This is a genomic window from Clostridium sp. YIM B02555 (genome assembly GCF_022320955.1).
In the GTDB taxonomy this organism is placed as follows: Bacteria; Bacillota; Clostridia; order Clostridiales; family Clostridiaceae; genus Clostridium; species Clostridium saccharoperbutylacetonicum.
In genome coordinates, this window is sequence record NZ_JAKJJY010000044.1 from 1 (window position 1) to 16,236 (window position 16,236).

General features: G+C 29.4%; 14 protein-coding genes. 1 reads left to right on the forward strand and 13 read right to left on the reverse strand.

All coding sequences use genetic code 11. The features are described 5' to 3' along the window. Positions 1 to 355: 355 nt before the first annotated feature. From L3B98_RS28390 to L3B98_RS28420, 7 genes are all read right to left on the reverse strand, one after another. Positions 356 to 1,312, reverse strand: coding sequence for a GNAT family protein (locus tag L3B98_RS28390; protein WP_238919156.1), 957 nt, complete (start codon positions 1,310 to 1,312; stop codon positions 356 to 358). Between the two features lie 269 nt (positions 1,313 to 1,581). After that, the gene (gene manZ, locus L3B98_RS28395; protein WP_015395623.1) at positions 1,582 to 2,403 is read right to left on the reverse strand and encodes a PTS mannose transporter subunit IID; all 822 of its coding nucleotides are present in this window, start codon (positions 2,401 to 2,403) and stop codon (positions 1,582 to 1,584) included. A 22-nt stretch (positions 2,404 to 2,425) separates the two neighbouring features. Then, positions 2,426 to 3,217, reverse strand: a complete 792-nt coding sequence (locus L3B98_RS28400) for a PTS mannose/fructose/sorbose transporter subunit IIC (protein WP_238919157.1) — start codon at positions 3,215 to 3,217, stop codon at positions 2,426 to 2,428. A gap of 56 nt (positions 3,218 to 3,273) precedes the next feature. Next, positions 3,274 to 3,765: a mannose/fructose/sorbose PTS transporter subunit IIB gene (locus tag L3B98_RS28405; RefSeq protein WP_238919158.1), complete on the reverse strand. Its 492-nt coding sequence runs from the start codon at positions 3,763 to 3,765 to the stop codon at positions 3,274 to 3,276. Positions 3,766 to 3,840: 75 nt separating this feature from the next. Beyond that, positions 3,841 to 4,257, reverse strand: a complete 417-nt coding sequence (locus L3B98_RS28410; RefSeq protein WP_238919159.1) for a mannose/fructose/sorbose PTS transporter subunit IIA — start codon at positions 4,255 to 4,257, stop codon at positions 3,841 to 3,843. A gap of 211 nt (positions 4,258 to 4,468) precedes the next feature. Beyond that, the gene (locus tag L3B98_RS28415; RefSeq protein WP_238919160.1) at positions 4,469 to 7,270 is read right to left on the reverse strand and encodes a sigma-54-dependent transcriptional regulator; all 2,802 of its coding nucleotides are present in this window, start codon (positions 7,268 to 7,270) and stop codon (positions 4,469 to 4,471) included. A gap of 30 nt (positions 7,271 to 7,300) precedes the next feature. Continuing rightward, positions 7,301 to 8,071, reverse strand: a complete 771-nt coding sequence (locus tag L3B98_RS28420; RefSeq protein ID WP_238919161.1) for a tRNA threonylcarbamoyladenosine dehydratase — start codon at positions 8,069 to 8,071, stop codon at positions 7,301 to 7,303. 281 nt (positions 8,072 to 8,352) lie between these two features. Here L3B98_RS28420 and L3B98_RS28425 point away from each other — a divergent pair, with 281 nt between their 5' ends. Beyond that, complete coding sequence (locus L3B98_RS28425) at positions 8,353 to 9,045, forward strand: 5'-methylthioadenosine/adenosylhomocysteine nucleosidase (RefSeq protein ID WP_238919162.1); 693 nt, start codon at positions 8,353 to 8,355, stop codon at positions 9,043 to 9,045. 106 nt (positions 9,046 to 9,151) lie between these two features. On the opposite strand, the gene L3B98_RS28430 is transcribed toward L3B98_RS28425, so the two are convergent. The 6 genes from L3B98_RS28430 to L3B98_RS28455 all read right to left on the reverse strand — a co-directional run bounded on the left by L3B98_RS28430 (position 9,152) and on the right by L3B98_RS28455 (position 16,018). After that, positions 9,152 to 10,843: a methyl-accepting chemotaxis protein gene (locus L3B98_RS28430; protein WP_238919163.1), complete on the reverse strand. Its 1,692-nt coding sequence runs from the start codon at positions 10,841 to 10,843 to the stop codon at positions 9,152 to 9,154. Position 10,844: 1 nt separating this feature from the next. After that, the gene (locus L3B98_RS28435; protein WP_238919164.1) at positions 10,845 to 12,149 is read right to left on the reverse strand and encodes an extracellular solute-binding protein; all 1,305 of its coding nucleotides are present in this window, start codon (positions 12,147 to 12,149) and stop codon (positions 10,845 to 10,847) included. Positions 12,150 to 12,535: 386 nt separating this feature from the next. Then, positions 12,536 to 13,879, reverse strand: a complete 1,344-nt coding sequence (locus tag L3B98_RS28440) for a potassium channel family protein (protein WP_238919165.1) — start codon at positions 13,877 to 13,879, stop codon at positions 12,536 to 12,538. A 99-nt stretch (positions 13,880 to 13,978) separates the two neighbouring features. Further along, a complete protein-coding gene (locus L3B98_RS28445; RefSeq protein ID WP_238919166.1) occupies positions 13,979 to 14,338 on the reverse strand; it encodes a VOC family protein in 360 nt (119 codons plus the stop codon). Between the two features lie 71 nt (positions 14,339 to 14,409). Next, positions 14,410 to 15,264: an AAA family ATPase gene (locus L3B98_RS28450; protein WP_238919167.1), complete on the reverse strand. Its 855-nt coding sequence runs from the start codon at positions 15,262 to 15,264 to the stop codon at positions 14,410 to 14,412. A 79-nt stretch (positions 15,265 to 15,343) separates the two neighbouring features. After that, positions 15,344 to 16,018, reverse strand: a complete 675-nt coding sequence (locus tag L3B98_RS28455) for an HD domain-containing protein (RefSeq protein WP_238919168.1) — start codon at positions 16,016 to 16,018, stop codon at positions 15,344 to 15,346. Positions 16,019 to 16,236: the final 218 nt, after the last annotated feature.

Below are 16,236 nucleotides of genomic sequence, written 5' to 3' on the forward strand. Positions count from 1 at the left end.
TGCTGGTTTACTTAAATGTATTTATCTTATTCTGTTCAATTTTCAAAGACCATTTTCTTTCTTACAACTTTCGCTGTAATCTTTTGTTTGTTTTTGTCACTCATAAGCGACTCGTTTATCTTATCACTTAGTCTCAAGCTTGTCAACAACTTTTTCAAAATCTTTTTCAGCTCTTTATTTGTGAGCTATTTATTCATTTGCTTAAGTTGTTTACCGCTCTCAGCGACGTGTTTTATCTTAACATATATGTTTATTCTATTTATCTAGTATTATATCATTTATGACATTTAAATCTATAATTCTTCTCTTTACTTAGTTTTTCTGAATAATTCTACTAATGATACGCTTGGTATAGTTACTTTAATTTTTCATTATCAAAGTCTTCTTTTACAATATAATAAGTTGCGTGATCTTCCCATTTACCATTAATTAAAAGATATTTTTCATTTATTCCTACAAGTTTAAATCCACACTTTGTCAGTACCATTCTTGATCTTTTATTATTTATTAACGCTGATGCCTCTATTCTATGAAGGTTACATTCAGTAAATGCATATTTAAGAAATATTTTAACACTTTCCTTCATATATCCATTCCCTTGTTCATCTTCATCGATTGAATATCCCAATACTCCGCTTTTTATTGATCCATGAACAATTCTTGAAAGCTTCATCTTGCCAATTAACTTTTCTCCTTTAAAAATTCCTAGTTCCACACTTATACCATTCAAAAGTTCTTTATAACTCTTAATTAAAAGCTTTTTTTGCATTTCTAAGGTGTAAAAATCAGCATCCTTTCCTGGCTCAAAAGGAGCTAAATAATTTTTATTTTTTTGATAATATTCTAAAACTTCTTGTGCATCCCCTGGTGTTAAATTTCTTAAAGTAATACTTTCTCCTTTTAATTCCACAAGCGAATATTTATTAAGATTATTGTATTCTATTTTAGTAATACCAAAAGATAATTCATCATAATATTCACCTTTAAAATATTGGTTTTGACTAAATACTCCTTCTAATGTAAAGCCTAAATCCAAAAATGAATTAATATCTATATTTTCATTAACTTTAATATTAACCTTAAAAATATTTTGGTCATTAAATGTAGCTTTCAATATAAATGCTAGTGTATCACTCAATATTTCATAAGCTCCTTCTCTATAGAAACTAAGCTCTATATTACATGTTTTACTTGCAGTTCTTAATTCTGAGCTGATAAATCTCCCAACAATAATATCGTTTTTATCCTTTACTAAATATTCTGTTTTATTTAATTTGTCTGCTTCTATTTTTACATTACCATGTGATCCCATATATTTCTCCCTTGCATTTTCATATACATATTCTTATCCAATAATATTCATTCAACATTTATTTTAAATTTCCTTTTGCTGATTTTATATGACTGAATGTATAAATTAATATATAATTTACATTTTAATAAAAGCGCCTATTAAATTTTATCCACACAAAATATATTATAATCACTGTTTATGCACAAAACCCACATTATTTTTGGTGATAATTTTCGTATCATCTTTAAAATAATGTGGGTTTATCAAAAATTATTTTAATTAATTATTTATTGTAGGATTCCGCTAGCAACACCTAAAATACCTATTGCAAATAATCCAAATATAATTAGTAGTGGATTAACTCTTTTCTTTAATAAATACATACACGCGAATGTTAATAATAAAGGAACCAATCCTGGCATTAAACTATCAAGAACACTTTGCACTGTTGTAATTACTTCTTTACCATCAGATTGTGTATATTTTGAAAGAACAAAAGGTATATTTATACTTGTCCATTTTGAAACAAGTCCTCCTATAACAAGTAATCCAAGCACTGAAGATCCTTCAGTAAGATATCTAAGTTTATTTCCGCTCATATCTGAAACTAATTGAGTTCCTTTTTCATACCCATAAAACATTCCATACCAATTTGTTGCAAGTCTAATTGCATTGAACCCTAAGAAAAATATTAACGGTCCAATAATACTTCCTGTAAGTGCAAATCCTGCTCCTAAAGCTGCAAGTACTGGTCTTAATGTTCCCCAGAATATTGGATCTCCTACTCCAGCAAGAGGTCCCATAAGTCCAATTTTTACACCACTTATTGATGCCTCACTAATATCTGCTCCATTTGCTTTTTGTTCTTCCATCGCAGCTGTTATCCCCATGATTGGAGTAGCCATAAATGGTTGTGTATTAAAGAACTCCAAATGCCTTTTCAATGCTGCACTTAATTCATCGCCTTTATATAACTTTTTTAAAGCTGGTATTAGAGTTACGCAAAATCCTATTGATTGCATTCTTTCAAAGTTAAATGACCCTAATAGAAAATTTGAACGAATAAACATGCTTACTATATCACTTTTATTTAATTTCTTATCACTCATTGTTATATCCTCCTTCTGCAATTTACATTAATTCCGAATCATCTATATCATCAATTCCAACATTTCCTGCTACTACTGCTTTTCCTTCATTAGCTATAGATTTTATATGGAATATAGCACAAATAACACCTATTGCACCAAAACCAATTAAGTTAAAGTTTGTAAATGCTGCAAGTAAAAATCCTATGAAGAAGAATGGCATTAATGATTTACTATTCATCATGTTTATTACCATTGCATATCCTACTACTACTATAAATCCACCTGATACTTGAAGTCCTCTTGTAATTACTGGTGGTATAGCCGCAAGAGCTGCATTAACAGCATCTGTACCTGCAAGTATTCCTACTATAGCTGCTGGCACAGCTACACGTATTGCTTGAAGTGATAATCCCAAAATGTGGCACATCTCTATTCCTCTAGTGTTACCCTTTTCTGCATATTTATCAGCTAAGTGTTGGAAAAATACTGTTATTGTTCTTACAAAGATAGTAAGTACTTGGCCTGCTGCTGCAATTGGTACCGCCACTGCTATACCAGCTCCAATTGATTGTTTTCCAACTATAACAAGTATTGCTGAAATTACACTTGCAAGTGCTGCATCTGGTGCCATTGCCGCACCAACATTCATCCATCCAAGTGCTAACATTTCTAGTGTTCCGCCTAAAATAATTCCTGTTTGAATATCTCCTAATACAAGTCCAACTAATGTACATGCAATTAATGGTCTATGAAATTGTGCTTCATCAAGAACACTAGCCATACCAGCAATTGCTGCAACTATTACCAATAAAATTAATTGTAAAGTACTCATGAAAAAATCCCCCTATTTCTTAATAATTTAAAATATATATAAATTTAAATTTATAACTAAATAAGTTTTAATTCTCTTAACCTATCCATTAAATTTACTTTAGTATCTTTTGCTAATTTTCTTACTTCTAATTCAATGCCTTTTTCATTAAGTTTCTTAAAGGACTCAATATCAGCATCGCTCATACAAAGTGCACTTGTTATTTGTTTTGTGCCATCCTTATAGCACATTCCGCCAACGTTTACAGATTTAATATCAACTCCACCTTCAACCATTCTAAGAACATCTGTAGGATTAGTGAATAAAAATAAAGTTTTAAAACTATCATATTTAGGATTTTTATATGCTTCAATTGCCTTTTCAACTGGAACCACATAAGCCTTAATTCCTGGAGGTGCTACTTGAATTACCAATTGCTTTCTCAAATCATCTGCAGCAACCTCATCGCTAACTGCCATTATTCTATTGCAACCACTATCTTTTGTCCAAACAGTTGCCACTTGTCCATGTATTAATCTGTCATCAATTCTTACAAAACTAATTTCCATAATCTTATTCTCCTTTTTATTGTTTTTTATATAAATTTATATTGAATAATTCAATAATCACATAACTTGCTAACTTTATAATTCTTCTTCATCAATTTCAGCATTTTTAGTCAGCATCTTTATAGCATCTTTCCCTGAATTCAATGCTATTTTAACTAATTCTTGTAAATTTGAAAATTCTCTGCTTCCTAACACCTCTAGAATCATCGGAAGATTTACGCCTGTTACAATTTCCATATTTTCATTTTTCATCGCAATAATACTAGCTGCATTAAATGGACTTCCACCAAAAAGATCTACCATAAATAAAACACCTTCTTTAGAATCTAATCTATTAACTAAGTTGTTATATTTCTCTACTAGACTATCTATACCTTCACCTGGCTTGAAAGTGACACTACCAACATTTTCTTGAGAACCAAAAATCATTTCTGCTGACTTTAAGATCTCTTCTGAGAAAATCCCATGAGTACCTACTATGACTGATATCATTACTTAATCATCCCTTCCCGCTACATTTTTATTTTGTACTAATATACTAAGCAATTATCATGCCAAAAAAAGTGTGTCATCAAGCATTAGAGTAACAACAATAAGTTTTTAGTTATATTCAACATAAAAAACTCATTTTGACACTGTAAAGCTTTTTTTGACACACTTTTTTTATTGTTTTTGACACTTTTATTTTTTATATCTAGGATTTTTAACACACATTAATTGCATCAACTATATAATATATTTCATCATCGGTTAAAGATATGGATAATGCTTCTTTAAATATTAAATTTGCCTCTCTTAATGCCTGTACATATTTGGGATTTAATTCTGATTCGGATGAATCATAAACCAATCCATTATTTAAAAGCATTCTCTCTAATGCACAAGCAACATGAAAAATTATTCTAAGTTTTGTTGGATTATCGTACTGTACATCTAAATATGCTTCAATGGCTTTTACAAATCTATCTAACAAAGGATATATTTTTTCTGGATTTATAAAAGTTACTATTTCCATTAAAGTCTGCTTGCATAGATTTTTTAATACAATTTGATCTTCTCCTCTGGCACTTGACACAGTTAATTTACCTTCAATTATATTTCTCAATACATTTTCTCCAGCCCCGTTAATTAAGTCTTCAATAGATATAAATGGAATTCCCAAGTTAGGGTTGGTTATACCAACAAGGGCTAAAATTTTATGCTTTTCAGAAATATGTTTTATCGATTCATTTAAATTAATTATTCCTGTAGGTATAACTTTAACATTGCTACTAATAGAGATATTTTTAGTCACAGCTTCAACTAATTCCTTAAGTTTAACAGCTGCTCCTTTGCCAGTTGAACAAATAGTAACTATAACATTATCATCCCCTAAATCATTTTCTGCATTAATATTATTTGTATACCCTCTAAAATCTGTAAGTAAATATGAATATACAGAATCTAAATCTGTATCAGTTAAAGAACATTTTCTAACTGCTTCTAGCACCAATGCTGTTGATACCATATCTATGCTTTTTACATTAATATTAGTTCTTTCCGTAATTGTTTCACCAAAGGTATTTAAAGATCCCATATCAACCAGAAGCAATACTCCTTTTCCCTCATCAATTTGCTTAACTTTTTCAATAACACTCTCCAAAATATCGGATGGTGTTCTTTCAAGTGGCATATCAACAGCTAAAATATTGTCAGCTTCAAAAAGTTTCTTAGCTACAGCAACCATACTAGTAGCTGTACTTGTACCATGAGCTGCCACTACAATTCCAACTCTATCTTGATGTGATAATTCCTGAATTGAATTTAGAAGCAACGCTAGATATTCTATTTCTATTTCCGGAATTGCTATATCATATCTATCTTCTATAAGTTTATGAATTTCTTTAGCAACTCCATATTCTTTAGTATTAATTGTTGATAAAGTTAATTTAATATTATTAGAAAAAGAAACAGTATTTTTTTTGATTCTATTAAACAGTGCACTAAAGTGAAGACTTATGGCATAAATAAATCTATCATTTAAACTTTTATCTAACCTATCCTCAGCTAAAGCTTTTATTTCTTGCGCAAAATCAACAATATCCTTGTCAACAATTTTTAATAAACCATCTTTGCGATGAGTATCACCTTTAAATTTTGCATAAAATTGTTTTAAATGAACATTTATATCAGTAGTTATATATTTTTTTATATCTTGCTCACTCATTCCCTCTTCTTTAAGAACAAATGCCTTGTCTTCTATAATATTATAAATATTAAACGGTGGTTCATAACCATCTGTTTCTATAAAAGTTCTGTTGCCATCTGGCTTTATAGTAAGTAGCTTAGGAACCCTATTCCAGACTTGTCCCTCATCATTTGATTTGTTTTCAAAATTAAGCAGTCCATCTCTTATGTTAGTTGGTAGAGAATTCAAATTTATATCTATATCTTTATCTGTATTCATGCAATTAAGAAATCCTGTCGCACAAATTAACTGTATATTAGATTTCAATTGTCCAACATTCCCATAAGACGTACTTCCAATCAATGCTTTTATAGATTCAGCAGAAATTCTAATAGTCTTATTTACCCTTTGAGCCTCTTTTGAAAGTAAATAATGTATTAGTTCAAGTTTATCTTCCATTGACCTTTCTTCAAAATTAGGAATTAGTATAGTTATAGGTATTCTTCTAATAAAAGTGTTTAGCAATGTTGAGCTTGGATCTTCTGTTGTAGCACCTATTAATAGCACGTTTGCCTTACGATGTCTATCGGTTTCTCCAAGTTTATTGTACGTTCCTGTATCCATAAAGTAAAAAATCATCTCTTGCCCTTCAGGAGGAAGTCTATGAATTTCATCCAAAAACAATATCCCCCCATCAGCTTTTTCAACAATTCCTTCTTTTTCTTTATCCGCACCTGTGAATGCACCTTTGACATGACCAAATATGTAGGATAAAAGAAGTTGAGGATTATTACTATAATCAGCACAATTAAATACTACAAATGGAGCATCTTCTTGCAATTTTTTTATGTATTTAGAATATTGGTACATTATATTAACAAATAAACTTTTTCCTACTCCTGTACTACCTATTATCAATGTGTGAAGTCCATTTGGGGGATATAATAATGCAGCTTTAGCCTGTTCAATTTGATTTTTAAGACTAGTATGTGCTCCAATCAAATAATTAAATGGGGACTCTTCTTCACCACCAATAGATTTATCAACCTTTACAAAATCTTCAAGATCAGATATTTCTTCTAACTCTTTTGGCAACTTTATTGATAATATTTCTTCAAAACTGCTTCTATCAAAATAGAGAACAGGTCTATTCTTTATTTTGATTATTTTCCCATCTCTACATAAAGTGTTAAGTTCTCTTGACACATTACTCCTTAATATATCAAGTTTTTCTCCAATTTCTTGAGCACTAAACCCTTTAATCTCCAGAAGCTTATTCTTTGTAAAATTCTTAGAATTAGTTTCAATATAACTATAAATTCTTTCAATACGCTTCATAACTATTCCCCCAAAATTAATTGCTTTTATTTATTGCTGCTTATTAATTTCTAATATATCTTTTATAACTTCACCAGCAATTATCATACCAGCTACTGGTGGTACAAATGAAATACTCCCTGGTATCTGCCTTTTTTCTGCACACTTTTTAGTTCCCCCAGTACAAACACAGCCAGTCTTACATGTAACTACATCTTCGTAATTTGGCTTAATTGGGACTTCTTCCGAATACACAACTTTTAATTTCTCTACCCCTCTTTTCTTTAGTTCATGTCTCATCACCTTAGCTAATGGACAAATCTTTGTTTTAAATACATCTGTAACTTTAAATTGTGTTGGATCTAATTTATTTCCTGTTCCCATAGAACTCATTATCTTAATATTCTTTTTATAACAATATTCTGCAAGTCCTAATTTTGCAGTAACAGTATCAATTGCATCCACTACATAATCAGCATCCTCAGGAATTATTTCAGATATATTTTCTTGAGTGACAAATACTTGATGTGTTATAACTTTACAATTTCTATTTATAGATTCAATTCTTTCTTTCATTACTTGCACTTTAGGCTGACTTATAGTTTTATATGTTGCATGTACCTGCCTATTTAAATTAGTTAAACATACTGTATCATCATCAATAATTATCAATTCCCCAACTCCTGCTCTCGCAAGTGCCTCGATGGTATAACTTCCTACTCCTCCAACTCCAAAAACGACTACTTTACTTTGTCTTAATTTATCTAATCCACCTTCACCTATTAAAAGTTCAGTTCTTGATAAAGAATGTTGTACTGACATATTCTTGCTCTCCTTATTATTATATTTTATATAGAATCATAGTACTTTCTATTCCGCTATTATTATATTCAAAATATTAAATATTACGTACAATGCCAATATATATTTTGCTTTAATATTTGATATTATATCATAATTTCGTGTCATTACTACAATACATTGTTTCCCAGTTATATTTATTCTTTTATCTATCAAATTTTTCAATTAAATATTATAATATAAATTAGTTTAATGTTTATTAATACATAATATAATTAATTTTATTTAGGAGGATAATTCATATGACTATAGGAATTATTGCTGCAATGGCAGAAGAATTAGAAATTTTATTAAATGATTTAGCACTGATTGAAAAGAAAGAAAAGGCTAACATGACTTTTCATAAAGGTACATTATATGGAAAGGATGTTGTTGCTGTAGTTTGTGGAATTGGTAAAGTTAATTCTGCAATCTGTACTCAAATATTAGCTTCAGAATATAATGTAGATAAAGTTATTAATGTTGGAGTTGCAGGAGGAATCGGTAAAGAAATTTATCCTGGCGACATAGTTGTTGCTGAAAACTTAGTACAACATGACATGGATACTACAGCATTTGGAGATAAGATGGGACAAATTCCAAGACTTGATACTTTTGATTTTAAATGCGATAAAGAAATGGTTGCAATAGCTAAAAAAGCTTGCGAACAAATCTCAGAATTAAATAGCTTTACAGGCAGAATTGCTTCAGGTGATCAATTTGTAGCAAATATTGAAAAAATCCAATGGCTTGAAAAAGAATTTGGTGCTATATCTTGCGAAATGGAAGGAGCTAGCATTGCTCAAGTTTGTTACTTAAACTCAATTCCTTTTGTAGTTATTAGATCAATTTCAGATAATGCAAACAACGGAGCACATATGGATTATCAAAATTTTGTTCCTATTGCAGTTAAAAATTCAACTAAAATATTAAAACAAATGCTTGAAATGATGTAATTTCATTTCATGATTAAATAAAGATCATACTTAATCTAGCCACTCTACGTGACCTTGTTATTAAGTACGATCTTTATTTTTTATCATTTACATGTCTTTAAAATTTCTATTTTAATTTAAATGTATTTATTAAATTAATCAAACGCTCTGACATATTATTTAAAGAATTTGCCGAATTAGTCACACCTTCCATCGTTGCCAATTGCTCTTCAGTAAAGGCAGATACACTTTGTGTTGATTCTGCTGCAGACTTAGATATTTCTTCAATAGTTTCAAAGTTATTCACTAATTTATCTGTACTTTCACTCATTTGCTTTGACGCCATTGATACTTCTTCTATTGTTTTTCTAAAATCATTAATTGAATTCTCTATGGTATTAAAAGAGACACCTGCCGCGTGAACAGCTTCAATTCCTTCCTTAACTTGTTGTTCACTTTCTGTCACAACACTTATTGTTTTTTCAGTTTTTAACAATATTGCTCTAATTACCTCTGATACCTGTTTTCCAGAAATTGATGTTTGTTCTGCAAGCTTACTTACTTCAGCAGCCACTACTGCAAATCCTTTTCCAGCATCACCAGCTCTTGCAGCTTCTATTGATGCATTCAAAGCAAGTAAATTAGTTTGAGATGCTATATTGGTAATTATAGCAATAATATCATTAATCTTCTTAGATTCATTTCCTAATTCATTAACTATATTTGCGATATCTGTTACTGTATACTTAACAGCATTCATTTGTTCTACAGCCTTCTGAACTGATGTATTTCCTTCCATTACAACATCAGAAGTTTTTAATGCCTGATTATTTGCATTATAAGCTTTTGAATTTATTTCATCAGCTTCATTACTCATTTCTCTTGCCGCCTGAACACTTTTCTCAACACTATCAACTTGACGCTCTGTTCCAGTTGCAACATCTTGAGAAATATTAGCTACATACTTTGTTGCTTCAGCTGTTTGATGTGCTCCAGTTGTTAATTCATCAGATGATATTGCCACCTTTGCTGCTGCTTCTTCAACTTCTGTAAGTATTTTTCGTAAATTTTTAGTCATAATATTAAAAGCATTTATCAAATCACTTATCTCATCATTACTCTTAATTTGTATCTCCTCACCAGTCAAATCCCCATCAGCAATTTTAATTGCTGTTTTTGATATTGCTACTATAGGCTTAGAAATCAAATTGCTAATCCAGTAAGCCACTCCAAATCCAATAAATAAAATAATAAAAGTAAATACAATTATTAGGATTTTTGATGAACTTATCATGCTTTCAGTTTCATTAATTTCTTTATTTAATAGAGCCTCTTGATTTTCAATAAACTTATCAGAAGTATCACTAAACTTTTGTATTAATTGATTTTGTGCTTTTGCAGTTTGGGTATATTTATCTATATTATTTTTCTTCTTATAGTCTATCATCTGGTCTGCTGAAATAACATATTGTTCTTCAATTAAATCTAATCCCTGCAGAATTTGCCAACTATCCTGTCCTTTGATTAACTCTCCTATTTTCTTACTTTTTTCATTATATGAATCAAAAGCCTTTTGATAAGACTTAAAATAATTTGCATCTCCTGTTATAAGATAATAATTAACACTAGCCTGTTCATCACTAATAGCATTATTTAAGTCTTTAATATAACTTACTATTGTAGTACCATTATTCACCAAATTTGTGTATTTAGTGTTTACTTTACTTGTCAATACATAGTTAGCTATAGCCACAATAACTAAGAATAAAAGTACAGCTGCGAATCCACCATATAATTTTTGCCGAATAGTAATTCTCATATTACTCTCCCCCTTTCACACCGCTCAGAATTTTGTTTGCACTTGTTCTAAATTGCTTCGCTGCATCTTCTGGTGTAAGTGTGCTGGCTAAAATTTCATCAGTTAATCTTTGAAAAAGTGCATTAACATTACCTGCTGTATTTGGTGTTGGTGGATCTTGAGGACTTGGATTTTCTTTAATGTATTTCAAAAATAAATACTGCTGTTTATCACCTTCACTTGCTTTCTTTTCTAAATTATCACTTACCTTTGCCGAAGTTGATACTCCTCTTTCAGCCTTTAATATGTCATTAACCTCCAAATCATTTGTTAAAAAATCAATAAATTCCATTGCTTCTTTTTTATGTTTAGAATATGCTGAGACACAAAGATACATTGATGGCCTAATACAGCTTGTAATTTTCCCTTTTGTTTTTGATGGCACTGATATTATTTGCATACTTGTATTAGAAGCTTTATTAAGACCAGAAACTTGATTAGAAACTCCCCACCAAAGTGCAGATTTTCCAGATGAAATCAAAGCATTTTTGTCCGTAATTGTAACTGGTGCAATTAAACCTTCATCTAGACATTTCTTGTAAAAATTAAAATAATCTATAAAAATCTGATCATCTTTATAACCTAATGCTGTTCCTTCTGAATTAAAATATGTGCTGCCATAAGCTCTAACGAAATTATTATAGTCAACAAAGTTAGCTAATGGATAAAAGTTCGGATCACTTATTTGAGATTTAAGCTTTTTAAGAGTTTCATATAATTCATCATATGTATATCCAGACTTAAGCATATCTACTCCAGCCTTTTCAAACACTGACGGATTTACTGCCATACAGTACGCATTAATTCCCCATGGAAGCCCATATAACTGTCCATTGTCAGTTCCAGCTTCTAAGCTTGATTTATCAACATCAGATAAATTCACGATATTCTTCTCAACATAGGGTTCAAATGGTTCAAATAAGTTACGATTTGCATAATTATGTACAAAGTCATAATTAGCTTGAATAATATCAGGCATATCTTCATCTGCAGTATTCATAGCTAAGTTAACCTTTACATCTGATGTGCTTGCATAACTCTTCACCTCAAATTTTACATTTGGATGCTTTTTTTGAAACAATTCAATTGCTTGTTGAGTTATATTTTTTCTTTGATCATTTCCCCACCAAATAAACTTTAGATTCACTTCTTTAGAGTCATCATCAACTTTCGAATTCGTTTTATTAAGACCATTACAACCAACACTACTAAATATCATAGCTACGATAAAAACCCCTAAAAAGATGTAACTTAATATCCTTCTCATTACCATTCCCCTTATATAATATATTTAGGTTGAAAAAGGTAACCTATAACCCTTGATTAACCGTATATTTGTACACACGTATTTTGTATAACAACTTTATTAGATAGCGCGATGTCGACTTGCCCTTCTTAATATGAACTTCTATAATTAGCTTAACTTATTCAATATCTAATAATGTATTCTTGATTTATATATCGACATTTTTCTTGGAATCTTTATCATTTTTTAGCTTATTTTTATATTAATTTCTACAGTTTTCCAACAATTTCATCATCTTTCATTATATATTTAACATAAATAACTTCCATACATGCCTAATAAAAAAACATAAAATATTGAATCTATAAATTTCCAAATTCAATATCTTATGCTTATATACTATCTTATTATAAAAACCTTCTTGATAAAGCTACTACCAAACTTGATGTATAGAATACCCCAAGAAATGATTCTAAACTCACAATCAACTTCATCCAATTAAGAGGAGTTATATCTCCATACCCAACTGTCGTAAATGTTATTATTGTAAAATACAGAGTATTCCCAAACTTACTTATTAAAAAATGTATATCAAAATTTGAATTTTTAAACATCTCAAACACTGTTTCAAATAAATTTTTCGAACTCATTGGTGCATCTTTACACATTAATAAATTAGGAAAACAGCAATAAAGCATAAAAAATGCAACTATTATTACCCCCATAGTTAATAAAGTTCTTTCCCAACTTGTATAGTACTTAGTTGTTATTCCAATTAAATAATCTAATAAAGTAAATCTATAAGTTCCTTTATTTTTCTTTTCCAAACGTTCATATTTTTTGAAATAGAAAAAAGTTGTTAAAAATTGTTCTGTCCTTCCACTAGACTTATAGATATCAGATACAATCAAAAAATTCCATTTAGTTTTTTTATAATTATCTTCAAAAATCAATGGCTTGTACTCTTTATTTGTTAGTAACTCGTATTCTAAATAACATTTATCAGAGAAATTTGTTTTGTATAAGCTTATCTTTCCATTTAATTCATCAAAATCTATTTCTGATTTTTTATAAAATGAACATTGGAGAAAATTCAATTCACCATTAACTGACAACTGTAATTTGCTTAATCCTTCAAACATACAATCAACAAAATCCAAATCTTTATTTGACATAACCTTATCCATAATAAAATCATTAAATATAGTAACCTTTTGAAAAAGTAAATTATCCATTATTTGTGAAGTATTAATATTTAAAGTCCCAATTTCTGAATTTTCAAATATAACATCTTCTTTGAAAACTACATTATTAATTCTTGATTTTTCACAATTTATAAATCTTATAAATATATTTTTTTGTATAGTTGATTCATTAATTTTTATTCTCTTATAATCTCCACCCAATAATTCTATATCTGAAAAAAACTCACAATTAGTAAAACTTAAATATAATGAATCATCTAATTTAGGTTTAGAATAGCTATCGATCTTAAATCTCTTTAAAAAAATAGCACTATCAAAAATACCGCAAATATTAATACATTCAAAGGTTACTAATATTCTTTTCTTCCTCTCTCCTATGTCTGTACATCCTTCTAGATACTCTAATAATTTTTCTCGTGTATCGATAACCTCATACTCTTCTTTCTTACCACCCTTTATTATAGATACACTCCTTAGTCCTTCTTCTATTTCTTTGGAATTTAATTCATTAAATTCGACTGTAAATTCTTCTCTTATCCCAACCATATTATTACCCCTTTAATAATCCTTCAATTTCCAGCTCCCTGGTTCATCTATAATTTTATAACAAAATCTTAACAGAAAAAAGAGCTTAGAACTTTATAGTTATTTATGATCATTAACAGGCGTTGTAATCTCAATATGATTACCTTCACTATCTTTAAATTCAGCTACCCAATTTGCACCAATTTGAGTTAATGGAAATACTATTTCTAATTTTGATAATTTACTTTTTAGAATATCGAGGCTATTTACCTCTAAACTTGGTAGACAGTTGCTCCCAAAAGTATGTTTTTCATTCATCTTTTGATACGCAAATAATCCTAAACGAAATCCATTAACATCAATTACACTATAAATGTCATCACGAATAGCTACCTCTTGTTCTAATAAATTCTCATAAAAATTAATTGCTCTATCCATATCTTCAACACAGAGATATAATGATTTAATACTGCAATCCATCTACCATTACTCCTATCATTCAACATTATAACTTCAGAAAATTTTTAATTTCTTTAAAATACATAATATGATCAAAACTCCTTTTCATGTGATTTAAAAAAATCATAATATGTTCGTACATTCTCTAATTCTGTCCATCTTTTCACATCAACAGGATCTTCATCAAGATCATATATTTTTGCTCCTCGCATAGCAAGTAAGAAAGGTGAGTGCGTTGATATAATAAACTGACAGTTTAAAAAGCGAGCAGCTTCCTCAATAAAACTCATTAATTCCATCTGACGTTGTGGAGAAATACTATTTTCAGGCTCATCCAATATATACAATCCATTCTCATCAATTTTTTCAATAAAATATCTATATGCACTTTCTCCATTTGAATACTCTCTTACATTACTCATTAATTTATCTCTTACAAAACGTGACTGAGTTTTACTTCTAGTAAGATTTACTTTTTTTAATTGCTCATAATCTGCTATAGACTTCATTTGAAAACGAGAATATTTAGATTCTAAATATTCTTCAAAAAGGTTTTCCCGTTTTTGATCAATTCCTTCATTAATATTACGGACATTTAGCATATAATCAAATACATCATCACTTGTAATAATTCTGCTATTATCAGGAATATCAGTTTCAATATACATCTTGCACATATTAACATAGTCAGGATAAAAATTAGATTTATTATAGATAGAATCGCGATTTATCCCTGTCTTTTCTGCAATAACATTTAATGCTGTTGATTTTCCAGAACCATTTCCTCCATATAAAATAGTAATTGGTTCAAAATCAATTTGTTCAAGGCCGTGTGCAGATAATATCTTAAATGGATAAAATGAATCATAACAAGTTCTCTGTATACTCATAAAGAATTTAATTTCCATATATTCATTAGGAAATGTAAATTTATTTAAATAAATCATTTTTTTCTCCCCTAAATAATATTTATATACTCTAATACTTTTCTATGCACAATTGGTTAAATTAAAAAATAAGTTAGGCTCACTTAATTCCGTCTATTTCTGACTTTAACCTATTAAAATATTCATCCATAAACTTTAGTCTTTCTTTACCTATTTCCTTTGCTTTTTCTATATACAATTTATTGGGGATTTTTTTAAATTTCACTTCATATTCAATGAAAGGAGTATGTTTTGATACATCCTTCAATCTTCCATTTTCAACTGTATTAGAATTCATATATTCATTAAGAGAGTCATTATCTATCAATCTTTGCCCAAATTGTCCTGCCAGCATAAAAGTACGAGCAATTCCGCTTGCTCCTATAACATCAAGTTTATCTGCATCAAAAAGTATTTTTGCTTCTATTGAATTTGGCTCATTTCCTGTTCTAAACCTATGGGCCACAATACAGTGCTTAATTTTTTCTATCTTTTCCTCTTCGTATTCTAACTTTTTTAATATCTCCTCAGCCATAATGCTACCCAAAACTGCATGATCTATTTTTCCAGTTTTATCTTGACTCTCTTCCACTCTCGCAATATCATGTAATAAAGCTGATGGAATAAGTATTTCTAAATCAACATCTTTCTCATATTTTGCAAGCAATAAGCAAAGATTGTACACCCTAAATACATGGTCTAAATTATGTGCTGAACAAGTTAATTTTTGTTCCACAATTTCTATAATTTTTTTGTGCCTCTCTTCAACATCCATATGTATTACCATCCTTTTATATAAAATAATTCCATATGTACAGATTATCAAACGTATGTTCTTTTGTCAAATCATCCTATAAAATTTATAGGATGACGCTAAAATGAAAAATTAAATTCCGTATGTAAGACAATTAATTTTGAACATAAAAAAATCGTAGGCGACTGTGGAGCCGTAGATTTTTTTTACGCATCTGCCTTTTCGAACGCATGTGAGAA

Coding starts and splice junctions, on each gene's coding strand:
- L3B98_RS28390 (WP_238919156.1), bottom strand. CDS start 1,312: ATGGGATCACATGGTAATGTAAAAATAGAAGCAGACAAATTAAATAAA.
- manZ (WP_015395623.1), bottom strand. CDS start 2,403: ATGAGTGATAAGAAATTAAATAAAAGTGATATAGTAAGCATGTTTATT.
- L3B98_RS28400 (WP_238919157.1), bottom strand. CDS start 3,217: ATGAGTACTTTACAATTAATTTTATTGGTAATAGTTGCAGCAATTGCT.
- L3B98_RS28405 (WP_238919158.1), bottom strand. CDS start 3,765: ATGGAAATTAGTTTTGTAAGAATTGATGACAGATTAATACATGGACAA.
- L3B98_RS28410 (WP_238919159.1), bottom strand. CDS start 4,257: ATGATATCAGTCATAGTAGGTACTCATGGGATTTTCTCAGAAGAGATC.
- L3B98_RS28415 (WP_238919160.1), bottom strand. CDS start 7,270: ATGAAGCGTATTGAAAGAATTTATAGTTATATTGAAACTAATTCTAAG.
- L3B98_RS28420 (WP_238919161.1), bottom strand. CDS start 8,071: ATGTCAGTACAACATTCTTTATCAAGAACTGAACTTTTAATAGGTGAA.
- L3B98_RS28425 (WP_238919162.1), top strand. CDS start 8,353: ATGACTATAGGAATTATTGCTGCAATGGCAGAAGAATTAGAAATTTTA.
- L3B98_RS28430 (WP_238919163.1), bottom strand. CDS start 10,843: ATGAGAATTACTATTCGGCAAAAATTATATGGTGGATTCGCAGCTGTA.
- L3B98_RS28435 (WP_238919164.1), bottom strand. CDS start 12,149: ATGAGAAGGATATTAAGTTACATCTTTTTAGGGGTTTTTATCGTAGCT.
- L3B98_RS28440 (WP_238919165.1), bottom strand. CDS start 13,879: ATGGTTGGGATAAGAGAAGAATTTACAGTCGAATTTAATGAATTAAAT.
- L3B98_RS28445 (WP_238919166.1), bottom strand. CDS start 14,338: ATGGATTGCAGTATTAAATCATTATATCTCTGTGTTGAAGATATGGAT.
- L3B98_RS28450 (WP_238919167.1), bottom strand. CDS start 15,264: ATGATTTATTTAAATAAATTTACATTTCCTAATGAATATATGGAAATT.
- L3B98_RS28455 (WP_238919168.1), bottom strand. CDS start 16,018: ATGGATGTTGAAGAGAGGCACAAAAAAATTATAGAAATTGTGGAACAA.